Annotated in this window: 9 protein-coding genes; 6 read left to right on the top strand and 3 right to left on the bottom strand. The window is 54.9% G+C overall.

Translation table 11 applies throughout. From position 1 onward, the window contains the following. Positions 1–24 precede the first annotated feature (24 nt). Positions 25–1881 (bottom strand): FkbM family methyltransferase, encoded by a 1857-nt coding sequence (locus tag C1J02_RS20030; RefSeq protein ID WP_114880142.1) that lies wholly within the window; start codon positions 1879–1881, stop codon positions 25–27. Positions 1882–2175: 294 nt separating this feature from the next. Here C1J02_RS20030 and C1J02_RS20035 point away from each other — a divergent pair, with 294 nt between their 5' ends. The 6 genes from C1J02_RS20035 (at position 2176) to C1J02_RS20060 (ending at position 9894) form a co-directional block, all read left to right on the top strand. Beyond that, positions 2176–4026: a glycosyltransferase family 2 protein gene (locus tag C1J02_RS20035; protein WP_114880143.1), complete on the top strand. Its 1851-nt coding sequence runs from the start codon at positions 2176–2178 to the stop codon at positions 4024–4026. 303 nt (positions 4027–4329) lie between these two features. Further along, positions 4330–5427: a site-specific integrase gene (locus tag C1J02_RS20040; RefSeq protein ID WP_114880144.1), complete on the top strand. Its 1098-nt coding sequence runs from the start codon at positions 4330–4332 to the stop codon at positions 5425–5427. Positions 5428–5822: 395 nt separating this feature from the next. After that, positions 5823–6470: a GntR family transcriptional regulator gene (locus C1J02_RS20045; protein ID WP_114880747.1), complete on the top strand. Its 648-nt coding sequence runs from the start codon at positions 5823–5825 to the stop codon at positions 6468–6470. Continuing rightward, a complete protein-coding gene (locus tag C1J02_RS20050) occupies positions 6467–7213 on the top strand; it encodes an SDR family oxidoreductase (RefSeq protein WP_114880145.1) in 747 nt (248 codons plus the stop codon). Before C1J02_RS20045 ends, C1J02_RS20050 begins: the two co-directional genes overlap by 4 nt. Beyond that, positions 7210–9027 carry an IlvD/Edd family dehydratase gene (locus C1J02_RS20055; protein WP_114880146.1) on the top strand — a complete coding sequence of 606 codons (1818 nt, stop codon included), beginning with the start codon at positions 7210–7212 and terminating at the stop codon, positions 9025–9027. The genes C1J02_RS20050 and C1J02_RS20055 overlap by 4 nt, the downstream gene beginning before the upstream one ends. A gap of 21 nt (positions 9028–9048) precedes the next feature. Further along, positions 9049–9894: a fumarylacetoacetate hydrolase family protein gene (locus C1J02_RS20060; RefSeq protein ID WP_114880147.1), complete on the top strand. Its 846-nt coding sequence runs from the start codon at positions 9049–9051 to the stop codon at positions 9892–9894. Between the two features lie 6 nt (positions 9895–9900). On the opposite strand, the gene C1J02_RS20065 is transcribed toward C1J02_RS20060, so the two are convergent. After that, positions 9901–11436, bottom strand: coding sequence for an indolepyruvate oxidoreductase subunit beta family protein (locus C1J02_RS20065; RefSeq protein WP_302622758.1), 1536 nt, complete (start codon positions 11434–11436; stop codon positions 9901–9903). Next, a complete protein-coding gene (locus C1J02_RS20070) occupies positions 11433–13583 on the bottom strand; it encodes an indolepyruvate ferredoxin oxidoreductase subunit alpha (RefSeq protein WP_114880149.1) in 2151 nt (716 codons plus the stop codon). The genes C1J02_RS20065 and C1J02_RS20070 overlap by 4 nt, the downstream gene beginning before the upstream one ends. Between the last annotated feature and the right edge of the window lie 11 nt (positions 13584–13594).

Raw genomic sequence — 13594 nt, forward strand, 5'->3', positions numbered from 1 at the left:
GAGATGTCCATTGCTCGCCCTCTCTTAATTGTTTCTCTGCGCCGCCCAGACAAATTCTGATGATTTTCGGGGCACTGGATCAAGGCCAGATTGTCTCAGAAGCTGCTTACAACGCGACATCCCATCCATACCATAGACATCTGGATGGAACTCCATGACCACCACATTGATCCCTGACAAATCAGCGCCTTCAAGGAAATCAAGCTCTCCACCTTCAATATCCATTAACAGAACTGTGGGAGCGAAATCCGCTTTCACGGCTGCATAATCATACGCTGGCACTGTAATTTGCTCAGACAGTTCACGTTTTGGGGTGTCTAATGATGAAAATGCAAAGCGCTTGGAGACATTGAATGTGACACTTTCAGGAACGTCATTGCCGCTTAGAAGTGCGCCATTGGTCACCGAAATGGTGTGATCCACCTTATTGTGCTTGTAGGTCGCCTCAATCACAGGGATCAAATTCGGGTTTGCTTCAAAGGAAAGCACCTTCTGAGGTTTACAATTATGCGCGATCGTTGTGCCGACAATCCCAATGCCGGCCCCACATTCCAGGACCCGGTCCGTTGACTTGACAAGATGTAGAGCGCCCGCAATTTCCTCTTTTTCATATCGCCCGTTGTTTATCTTTCGAACCAACCATTTGGGGTCGGTGGCAAAGGATTTGGGCACTTGGATACCATGGCAACTGGCGACGATCCCTTTTGGCAGAGCGTCTGGAGCAGGTTTGGATTGGGGGCGGAAGGTGAATTTACTGCTCTTTTCGAGATCTTTGAGATAGCGGCGTTGGGTGGCTTCACTGGTTTCTTTCCACCCCTTATTTGTTGCCATGCCCGCATCAGCCAGTTGTTTGCCTAATGCCGGCAGATCAAGTGTCGCCAATGAAAACCGGTCAACGCGCTTCCTGTCTGATCTAATCCAATTTTCGCCAATTGCATCTATTACCAGCGGGCGCGTACCGGAAAACGATGCCAGATGATTTTCGATCCCGCCAGCGGCGGATGAACTGCGCCGCTTGATCATCGCAATTTTCTGATCTGGCCTGGCAACCATCGCAAGAAGATGCAGGGCGGATCCATCAGGGGCGACAATCTCGCGTGCTGCTTTGTATCGCGCGATCTGCGTTTCGACGTCTTCCTGTTGCGGGTGAAATATGGTGTACCTGCTTTTCTTTAGCTGCTCCTCAACGACCGTCTCACCGATTATTCCACCACGCCGCGCACCAAAGGCTGAGCGCGAAATATAGAGCCGTTCGGGTCCTTCCGGCGAAATGTTTTGTGCAAAATTTTCTTTAATGAAGGCTCTGAATTTAGGGGTACCGGTTGTCATGCGCGACATCCCAAACCCCTGCCCCGGCACCCAAAGTTTCGTCACTTCCGTTAGGGCGCTCACAATGCCGATTGGGGCCTTGATCCCAAGATGGGTAAATATCTGGTCTTGAAAACGCGATAAGAATGGGTTTTCAGCCGTATGCCATCTGACAGCTTTGCCATCCGACGACGCATATGGGCGTTTCCTTAAGAACAGCACACCGTCGATCTTGCCTGGAATCTCGCCATACCCCCAGATGCGACCAAGCGTTTCCACTAGAAAATGCCCAAAATGATCATGGAGGACGCCACCCCAAAGATAGGTGCCTTCCAATACGTCCTTGGGGGCCGACAAATCCAAAACCTTGGGGAGGGTCATGAGTGGTTTCCCTCGCCACAGCACAGTATCGTGGCAGTAGCTCTTGTCACGGTCGAAAACGCCACATTCCTGAACCAGCCCTCTGTGAACAGAAGGTACCACATATGCGCCATCTAATTCGCGGATCTGATGGGCCCAATTCTGCAAGTCAGTGGGATTCGGCGGCTGCATAGCCGCTTCATTGACGTTCATCGGTAGCGTTACCTGCACTGCGTAGCATCTCTTCCGGAGGCTTTTCTTTGGATCACCTATAGCGAGAAATCGGTCATAATGCCAGTTTTTTCCCCCCTTTCCGATCCCCGCGCGTCAAGACAAAGCAGTGTCTGCGTCACCCTAAAGAACTTAGGAAGTGCCTCATTTCATAAGACTTTCCCGTATTGAAAGATAGGCGAGACCTAGCAAAATTCCCGGACATCAGCTGTTGTATGAAAGCAATCAACCACTCATAATTCCCAAAAACAGAATGCACACGGAAAGGTTACGAGAATGCGCTTTGAGGTGGATGGGCTCAGGTTCGACACGATAAAACCCAGAATTTTCCAGATTGGTTTCAACAAATGTGGAACCCGATCTTTCTATGATTTTTTTGAGAGAAATGGCATCAAATCAGTGCACTTCAAACGTGGTGACCTGGCGCGCGGGATCAGTGAAAACGTCTCTTCCGGACAACCGCCTCTCAAGGGCTGGGACAAGTGGACGGCATATACCGACATGCAATCTGTCAAAAAGACGGATGTGATCGAAGCCTGCACCTTTTATCGCTCCTTCGCCGCCTACTATCCGCGCTCCTATTTCATTCTGAACACGCGCAGCAAAGACCGTTGGATCAAAAGCAGACTGAACCACGGAACAACCCAAAACTATGGTGAGCGATACCGGCAGGGCTTGGGATTGACCTCAATGGAGGAAACGGTCGAAGCATGGTCGGCCATGTGGGACAAACATCATGTCGAGGTCCCTGCATTCTTTAAAGAAACCGGGCAACATTTCATTGTCTACGACATAGAACAGGACGAACCCGAAAAGTTGTCCAAATTCCTGACACCTGACTTTATCACCGAACCCTCTCTTTTTGGCCACGAGGGAAAAACAAGCGCCATCCCTGAAAAGGCAAAACCGGACACACCGGTCCCCGGACATGACCGAAAGTTAACCGTCTCAACACCGTCAAAGAAGTCAGAACCATCGCCCAAAACAACTGGTTCAGACGCGCTTGGCGGGCGCTTTGTGCCACGAAACGATCTTGTTGGCTTTGATGAAACCGCGGCCCAACCACCATTTGAACATGTGCCCCCAAAGAAACCGGAGGAAGGTTGGACGGGAAATCTCATCATCGCTTTGATGAAGGACGAAGGCCCATTCTTGCTGGAATGGATCGCCTATCATCGGGCGATCGGGTTTGATCATTTCCTGATTTTCACCAACGATTGTTCCGATGGAACGGACGAGATGCTCCAACAATTGGAAAAGCATGGCATCGTTACGCATGTGAACAACGACGACTGGTCGGGCAAGTCACCACAATCGACAGCGTTGCAGGATGTGATGGTCAGGCCAGCAGTGTATGAAGCTGACTGGATCGTACATATTGATGCGGATGAGTTCATTAACATCCGAACCGGGAACGGAACCTTTGACTGTCTCGTTAAGGCGTTGCCTGAAAATGTCACCAACATCGCTATGACACAGCGCATTTTTGGATCAGCGGGTTTAGAAGAATACTACGATCAACCAACCATCGCACAATTTGACAGATGTGCACCGTCCTATCTCCCCAAACCGTATACTGCCTGGGGGTTCAAAACCGCTACGCGCAATATTGACGCCTATCAGTCCCTCAGCACACACCGGCCCGGCAGCCTTCCCAAAAAACTTCTAAATGAGGTTTTCTGGGTGAACGGATCAGGCCAGGATATTACAAAGGAGCGGGCAAAGAGCGGATGGCGTTCCGATAAAAAGACTGTCGGATACGATTTGGTTCAACTTAATCACTATCCTCTGCGATCATTGCACGCATTCCTGGTCAAACATGAAAGGATGGCTCCTGAGAAAAAGGAAAAAGGGGCCGAATACTGGGTACGAATGGATTGGAATTCTTGTCAGGACATCACCGCCCAAAGGAACCTACCTCGCTTCACGCGTGAGCTTGAGCAATTGATGAACGATCCGGACTTGGCACCACTTCATGAAATATCCGTCCAGAGGCAAAAACAAAGGATCGCAGCGATCATAGCAACACCGGAAGCCATGGATTTGATCAGCCAAGTAAAAACCAAAACTCTCGATGATGTCTCCCGTGTTGCTGAAATTTTGGAGCGAGACTCTACGACGGAATAATTCTGGAGGATATCGGTTTGGCCCAACTCACCGAACCGCACTCATCCTCCGCTCGAACTTGGACCAGTCACGATTTGTGCCGCTGTGTTGCTAGTAATCGCGCAGCAGTCCAGCGTGGGTTTTGTAACGGCGACCTACTGATTAAAAGTTATTATGAGACGGATTCTTATAGTATAGCTTACCTGAACATATCAGCTATTACCTCTTTGTAATATATAGTATAATTTACGTTCTTCACAATCATACTTGAACATAGAGCACCCTCCTTATACCTTCGATCTATGTGACTAGAAAGAGACTAGAATGAAGACTCATCTCACCGATATGGCGATTAAGAAACTGACTCACCCGCCTCATGGTCAGGTGACCTATTGGGATCAAGCCACTCCAGGATTTGGCCTTCGATGCTCACCCAAGTGCAAGTCATTCGTGGTCATGTTCGGCGAAAAGAGGCGGCTCAAAACTCTTGGCCGATATCCGTCTCTGACCCTCCAGAACGCCAGACAGTCGGCTCGGCTGTTTTTGTCGGAAGCCTCATTTGGCAAACACCAGGATGTCACGATTACCTACGATCAGGCAGTTGCGCGCTTTCTGACGGATTGCGAAAGTCGGCTTCGTCCACTGACGGTACGAGAATATCGCCGTCACCTGAAATTCTTCGCTTTCGCGAAACACCTCGCTGATATTGAGCGGTCAGATATCTTTGCGAAATTGGAGGAACTGCGATCTACGCCAACCAATCAGAATTATGCTTTTACCGCCATGAAGGTGTTTCTAAACTGGTGTGTGCGTAATCAATATTTGCCCCACAACCCAATTGGGGCGGAGAAGAAACCCGCTCGCCTGCGCTCGCGGGATCGGGTGCTCAATGATGATGAGCTTCGGGTGCTATACCGGCATGTTACGAAGAACCGGGATCTGTTCAATGATCTTGTGGCGCTGCTCATCTTGACCGGGCAGAGGAAAAGCGAAATTGGAAATCTTCGATGGGATGAAATCGATCAGGGATGCCTTGTGCTCTCCGGGGACAGAACCAAGAACCATCGCGCTCACACGCTCCCCTTGCCAAAGACGGCTCTTCATTTCATCGAAACGCGCTCGGGTGTGGGTACATACGTGTTTCCAGGTAGGGATGCATCCCGTCCATTCAATGGATTTCGACGGGTAAAAAACAAGCTCGACAAGGTACTTGGGATTGATCACTTCACCTTGCATGATCTCAGGCGAACATTTTCTTCAAACATGGCGCGTCTGGGTGTACCGATTCATGTGACTGAGAAAATGCTGAACCATCAAAGCGGATCGTTTGGTGGTGTGGCTGGGGTGTATAATAGGCATGGATACAGGGAAGAGATGCTGGCAGCCATGCAAGAGTACGAGAGTTTTCTGAATCGTCTGTGAGACCGCATGTGTTCAATTGAGCGCGCTGCTAACGAATCTACCATACTAGTTTGCCAACGATCGCGGGCTCAGCAGTTTCTGCTACCACAAGTCGATTGTCTTTGTGGCGATCAGGTGTACGTCGTTCATGTACCCTGATGATTCATCAAATACCTGAATATAGTTTTGCGGATCCCGCAAAGATAACCCGCGCGGGTAACAACGTGTAGTTCATCTGCGACCGCTCCAACAAGAGATGCGGTTCACTATCGCTCACACTTTCGCATCCATATTCCTTACCAAACCAACGCAATACTCCAATAATCTCGAAATTTGAGGCAGTTTTGAAATTACAGTATTATCCCAGAACTTTTCGTCTTATCACCCCTGTGACCACTTCCCGGATGATCACCTGCATGTCCCAAGACAACGACATCTATGAAACGCTGCACTATGGGCTGATCACCAACAGATACGCCCATGGGACAAAGCTGCGCGCCGAACAGCTGCGCGTCGATCTTGGGTGTTCTGCCAGCACAGTGCGCGAGGTTCTGTTTCGTCTTTCCACAGTTGGCCTTGTCACTTTTCAGGAACAGCGTGGGTTTCGGGTGCCGGAACGATCCGCCCCGCTTTTGGCGGAACTCACCCATCTGCGTGTTCTGCTCGAAGGTGAAGGGGCCATACTGTCCATGCAATTTGGCGGCGTCGCCTGGGAGGCGCGCCTGACAGCGGCACATCATCAGCTCAGCCATATCGATTGCCGCATCCACGCCAGCAAGGATCCATCGGATCTGGTTGATCTGTGGACCCGCGCGGAATGGGAATTTCACGAGACACTGATCTCTGCCTGCGGTTCTGACACGCTGATATCCATGCATGCGCAGGTCTATGCGCGGTTCAGGCAACAGGTCATGCTTGCAGACCTCAGCTTTGAATTTATCACCGACAACATCCGCCATCATCAACAGATATTGCAGGCTGCATTGTCAGGGGATGCCGCCGCAACACGGGGCAAAATCGCGGACCATCTGGCCCGCCATGCGAAAGGGGCGACAGCGGCATGACGTCAGGACGATTAAGCGGAAAACGCGTTCTGGTGACGGCTGCGGGGCAGGGCATTGGCCGTGCAAGCGCGTTGGCCATGGCCGCCGAAGGGGCACAGGTTTTCGCCACGGATGTCAACATGGATGCGCTCAGCACACTGGAAGGGGTCGACACCTTTGCCCTTGATGTCTGCTGTGATGACAGCGTGGCGCAGGGGGTGGCCCGCGCAGACCCGGACGTGCTTTTTAACTGCGCCGGCTTTGTGCATCACGGCACTGTTCTTGATGCGACGGACGCCGATTGGGACTTTGCCCTTGATCTGAACCTGGGCTCCATGCTGCGCACCATCCGCGCGGCATTGCCCGGCATGCTGCGCCGTGGGACAGGGTCAATCATCAACATGTCATCCGCCGCGTCATCCATCATTGGCGCACCCAACAGGTTCATCTATGGCACCACCAAGGCGGCGGTGATCGGGCTGACCAAATCGGTCGCGGTTGATTACGTCCACAAAGGCATCAGGTGCAACTGCATCTGCCCCGGCACGGTTGATTCACCAAGCTGGCAAGACCGGGTTGACGCCCTGGGCAAAGAGTTGGGCAGCAAGGACGCTGCCCTGAAACAATTTGTGGCACGTCAGCCGATGGGCCGCGTCGCCTCAGCAGAAGAAATCGCAGCGCTGGTCGTTTATCTTGCCAGCGACGAAAGCGCCTTTACCACTGGGCATCCACATATCATTGACGGAGGTTGGTCAGGCCAATGAACGACAAGAGCACATCCAGAAAACGGATCCAGATCGAAGACCTGCGCTCGCGCAAATGGTTCATGAACCCCGATAACCCCGAAATGACCGCGCTCTATCTTGAGCGCTATCTGAACTATGGGTTAACGCGCGGCGAATTGCAGTCGGGCAAGCCAATCATTGGCATCGCTCAAACGGGCAGCGACCTGTCCCCGTGTAACCGTCATCACCTTGAACTGACCAAGCGCGTGCGTGACGGCATCATCGCGGCGGGCGGCACCTGTATCGAAGTGCCTGTGCATCCCATTCAGGAAACCGGTAAACGCCCCACTGCGATGCTGGACCGAAACCTTGCCTATCTGTCACTGGTTGAGACGTTGTTCGGCTATCCTCTGGACGGTGTCGTGCTGAACATCGGCTGTGACAAGACAACCCCGGCCCTGTTGATGGCCGCAGCAACGGTGAATATTCCCGCCATCGCCCTGTCGGTTGGTCCGATGCTGAACGGTTGGTTCCGTGGCGAACGCACCGGGTCCGGCACCATCGTCTGGAAAGCCCGCGAAATGCTGGCTGCGGGCGAAATTGACGACGACGGGTTTATGGAGCTGGTCGCATCCTCGGCACCTTCGGTTGGCTATTGCAACACCATGGGCACCGCAACCACGATGAATTCGCTGGCCGAGGCCCTGGGCATGCAATTGCCCGGCTCTGCGGCAATTCCCGCCCCTTACCGTGAACGTGGGCAGATCAGCTATGAAACCGGCAAACGCATTGTCGATATGGTGTGGGAGGACCTGCGCCCCACCGACATCATGACCCGGGAAGCGTTTGAAAACGCCATCGTGATCAACTCTGCGATCGGCGGGTCCACCAATGCCCCGATCCATCTGAACGGCATTGCCCGGCACCTTGGTGTGCCGCTTGATAATGACGACTGGCAAAAGATTGGCCATGACGTGCCGCTACTGGTGAACCTGCAGCCCGCTGGGGAATACCTGGGCGAGGATTACCAACACGCAGGCGGCGTGCCCGCGGTCGTGGGCGAATTGATCGCCGCCGGATTGCTGCCACATCCGGGTGCCATGACGGCAAACGGTCAGACCATGGGCGACAATTGTGCCGATAAACGGTCCGAGGACACCAAGGTGATCAAACCGGTTTCCGACCCGCTGAAAACGCAGGCCGGGTTCATCAACCTCACGGGCAATCTCTTTGACAGCGCGATCATGAAAACCTCTGTCATTTCGCCCAACTTCCGCCAGGCGTATCTATCGAACCCCGATGATCCCAATGCTTTTGAAGGGCGCGCAATCGTGTTTGATGGGCCAGAGGATTTTCATCACCGCATTGATGATCCTGCCGAAAAGATCGACGCAAAGTGCATCTTGTTCATGCGCGGTGCGGGGCCAAAGGGATATCCCGGCGGTGCCGAGGTGGTGAACATGCGCCCCCCTGCCTATCTTTTGAAACAGGGGGTCGAGGCGCTGCCTTGCATCGGGGACGGGCGGCAATCGGGCACCTCAGGCAGCCCTTCAATCCTGAACGCGTCACCTGAGGCGGCGGATGGCGGCGGGCTGGCGCTTTTGCAAACCGGCGACATGGTGCGCATCGATCTGAACACCTGCACCGCTGACATGCTGGTGCCGCTTGATGAACTCGCGACCCGCGCCCGTGATCTGGCAGCCGCTGGTGGCTATGGCGTTCCAGATAACCAATCGCCCTGGCAGATGCTGTTTCGCGAAAAGGTCGGGCGGTTTGATCAGGGGATGACCCTTGAAGGTGCCGACCAATTCCAGGACATTGCACGCAAACACATGCCGCGCGACAATCACTGAATTACAAAAAGGAAAGCCCAAATGAAACTTGTACGTTTTGGAGAAATGGGCGCGGAAAAGCCCGGACTGATGGACGGCGATACCCTGCGTGATCTGTCCGGTCATCTGGATGACATCACCGGCGCGACCTTGAATGATACCACGCTAAAACGCCTTCGCGCGATTGACCCTGCAACATTGCCCGCGGTCACTGGCAATCCCCGCATCGGGGCTTGTGTTGGCAACATCGGCAAATTCCTGTGCATTGGTCTGAACTATTCCGATCATGCCGCTGAAATGGGGATGGAAATACCCAAGCATCCTATCCTGTTCATCAAGGCGAACTCCGCCATCGTCGGTCCCAATGACGATGTGGTCATCCCGCGCGGCGCAACCCAGGCCGATTGGGAGGTTGAACTGGGTGTCGTGATCGGTGCCACCGCAAAATACGTCAGCGCCGTAAACGCGCTGGATTATGTGGCAGGATACTGTGTGATCAATGACGTCACCGAACGTCATTTTCAGGCGCATCTGAGTGGGCAATGGACCAAGGGAAAATCGTGCGACACCTTTGGCCCCACAGGCCCCTGGCTTGTCACCCGCGATGAAATCCCTGACCCACAAAACCTGGCCATGTCATTGGATGTAAACGGCAAACGGATGCAGACCGGGAACACCGCAACGATGATTTTCAGCGTGGCGGAAATCATCGAACACCTCAGCGGGCTGATGACCCTGCATCCCGGTGACGTGATCAGCACAGGCACCCCACCGGGTATTGGCAGTGGCATGAAGCCGGAACCGGTTTTCCTGAACGTCGGTGACGTGATGGAACTGTCGATTGAGGGGCTGGGCCAGCAACGGCAAAAGGTCAGACAAGACGCCTGAAGGGATTTAGGCAAAGCTGCGCACGGTCTCGATTGCGCCGGCCAGCGCCTTGCCGTCCGGGTCTTGCAACGCGGCTTTGACCAACCGGTCCACCCAATCGGCAGCGTCGCTGCGGCCCTTCAACAGGTCAGCGGCATTCATCACGCTGTCAAACTTTGACAACCCCCGTGCATGGGTGTCCGAATACCCTTTGACCAGCCGCCGACATTTCAGCAGCTCAACACTCAGCGCATAATCACGCTCAAGCGGTGCCAGACTTCGGCTTAACCACGCCTCCAAATGCGCCAGTTCCACCGCATGACGGCGCGTGCGCAACCGATAGCCCTTGAGGCCGCCCACCACATGCAAACTCAAAAACGCAGGCAAGGTATCTGTGCGCAACCGCCTGCCTTTGCCAAACCACCGATCCAATTGGGCCATCCGCTTTGGGTTTGCCTCAACACGTGCACCCATTTTAGCGGGCAACATGCCGGCAATTTCCTCGGCACGGGGATGGAAATATTCAGTGAGTTGGACCAGCTGATCCTCCTGCGCGCCCATTTCCTTTTTGATCCGCTCAAACCGCGGCCCGCGTGTTTTCAGATCTGCCACCCGGATGATGTCGTCATAGGCCATCGCATTGGCGATATATTTCGCCGCTGTCGCGGACAGCGTCCATTCCCGCGCTGCATCGTCACGCGCAAGGATGCTGTCCAGGCGGTCCAGATAGGCGGCCCCATATGCGCCATCCTGAAAATCGACCACCTTGTGCAATCCTGCTTTTACCATTGCCTGCACCGGACCCGGCATTGCCTCTGCCCGCTTCAGCAGTTGCTGCCATTCCTGCATCTGACGCGCAGGCCCTTTGAGGGCAGGCAGGGCTGATTTTGCGACCTGATCCGCCGGGGCCACCCCCCGCTCTGCCGCGTCGAACCCAACCGCAAACGCCCTGAGCGACGCGTCAATGCCTTTGCCCCCGGCGCGGATCGCATCCTCAAACGCGGCGCGTGCAAAAGGCAAGGCACCCGACCCGGCCAATGCCCCGAACAAAGACGCGGAAATCACCGACCCCTGATCAACAGCGAGCCTGTCCATATCTGCCAAAATCAGTCTCTGTGAGGCGATTTCGGCGGCGGCGCGTACCTCTTCTGCATCCGCAATTCCGTCACCCGGTGCCGATTTTTCTGACACGGCCAGCGCCCGGTGCGTCGACCCGATCAACGTGGTCCGGTCCGGCGTGACAAACCCGCGCATCACGGCGCGACCGACCTCCATCATCTCGGCCGCGATCAGGATATCCACATCACCCGCGGACGGGGCCAGTGCAAAGACCGGTTGCTGATCACTCGCCGGCGTCATCTCAAGATAATAGATCGTCGCGCCCGTGCGTTGCGCAACCCCTGCCACTGATGTCGCCTGCACCGCATAGCCCTGCGCCCGCGCCAGCGCTTCAATCCACCCGGTCAGCACGCCACCGCCCTGCCCGCCAACGGCCATCACCGCCAGCTTGATGATCTGGCCCACCCGTGCATCCGGTGTTTTTTGGGAAAGCGCCACATTCACGGCACCATCTCCTCCAGCCGCAGGCGTCTGGCATCCCGGCGCGTTTGCAACCAGCCAATGACCCTGGCGCGCAGCCCTGCCCGCCATGTCTCAAATCCGCCGGGATTATGCACCACATCGGCCCGATAAAACGAGGGGCAGAGCACGGCGGCATCCGCCACCTCACCACAATTTCCACAGCCCACACAGGTCTGATCAATATGCGCCACCGGATCATCGCGCAGCGGATCATCAAGCCGCTTGAGCGACAATGACGGACAGCCCGACAACCGGATACACGCGTGATCGCCCGTACAGACATCCGCATCCACACCAAAGCGCGGCACATCCACGCGCCGCCCCTCTTTGATCGCCGCCGTTCTGATCGGCTTTTCCCGCCGTTGCTTGTTCAGCATACATTCGGACGAGGCGACAATCACCTTTGGTCCCTTGAATTCCGTCGTCAGCGCCTCGCGCAGCACCGCCCTGACCTTGGCCACATCATAGGTGTGATCAATCTGACGGATCCATTCCACCCCAACACCCTTGAGCGCCGCAGATATTGGATTGCCAGTATTCTTGGTGGCATTTTCTGCCCGCGACGACAGAACATCCTGCCCACCAGTGGCCGCGGAATAATAATTGTCGACAATCACCGCCACGGAATCGGATTTGTTAAACACCATGTTCCCGATCGAGGAACTCAACCCATTGTGCCAAAATCCGCCATCCCCAAGGATCGAAATCGCCCGCCGTTCCCCGCCGCCATCAAACGCCGCGTTTGACGCAGGCCCAAGGCCATAACCCATGGTGGCTCCGCCAATCTCGAACGGTGGCAGTGACGCAAACAAATGGCAGCCGATATCGCCAGTGATCTGATGTTTGCCCAACTCTTGTTCGGTCAGTTTCATCGCTGCAAAAATCGGCCGCTCAGGACAACCTGTGCAGAACCCCGGCGGACGAATGGGCACCGTTTTGGACAGATCCGGGATCTTGGGCGGCGCGTCATTTGGCGCGCGCACGTTGCCCGGCAACATCTCGGGTGCGGCGGCTTTCAGGAAACCCGTCACCCCATCCAACATGACCTGACCTGTGTATTCCCCGGCCATCGGCAATACGTCTTTACCATAAAGCTTTAGCCGCCGACCCGCTTTATACAGAAACGAGCCGAGGTGTTGTTCAATGTGGTCCGGTTGCCCTTCTTCCACCACCAACAGATGATCCTTGCCCTCGCAAAACGCATCGAATTCGTCTCTGACAAGGGGATAAGTCACATTCAGCACATAAAGCGGCACATCGGCATTGCCGAAAATGTCCGCCAGTCCAAGCCGCTGCAGCGCGCGGATCAGACCGTTGTACATCCCCCCCTGCACAACAATGCCAAGCTTGGCTTTCTTCGGCCCAAACACCTCGTTCAGCTTTTTTTCAACGATGAATTTCTCTGCGGCAGGCCAGCGGTTCTTGATCTTGTCCTGCTCATGCAGATAGCTCATTGGCGGCAGTACCACGCGGTTAAAGTCGCTTTGTGGATTGGCGATCGCCTGTTTGACGGTCAGAGGCGGCGGCACGTTGTCACGGCAGATGAAACTGCCCGTCACATGGCACGACCTAATCCGCACCATCAACATCACCGGCGTATTGCTCGCCTCGCTCAGCTCGAACCCGTCTTTGACCGCTTTGGTGATGCTGGGCAGGTTTGGACGCGGGTCCAGCATCCAGAACTGCGATTTCATCGCAAAGGCATGGCTGCGTTCCTGCATGATGCTGGACCCTTCGCCGTAATCCTCGCCGACAATCACCAACGCACCGCCATTCACACCCGATGATGACAGGTTGGCCAAGGCATCTGACGCCACATTGACCCCAACCGGGCCTTTGAAGGTGACCGCGCCGCGTATTGGGTAATGCACGGATGCGGCCAACATCGCCGCTGCTGCTGCTTCTGACGCATTTGCCTCAAACCGCACGCCCAATTCGCCCATCAGATCCTGTGCATCGGCCAGAACGTCCATCAGATGCGAAATTGGCGCGCCCTGATACCCACCGACATAGCCCACACCGTTTTCCAGCAATGCCTTGGTGATCGCGAGAATGCCTTCGCCGGTGAACACGTCACCGGCCCCCTTGCGCAGGTGTTCAACCTCGGCTTTGAACGAACGCTCTGCCATCCCTGCCCTTC

The sequence above is a fragment of the Sulfitobacter sp. SK011 genome (genome assembly GCF_003352065.1).
Taxonomy (GTDB): domain Bacteria; phylum Pseudomonadota; class Alphaproteobacteria; order Rhodobacterales; family Rhodobacteraceae; genus Sulfitobacter.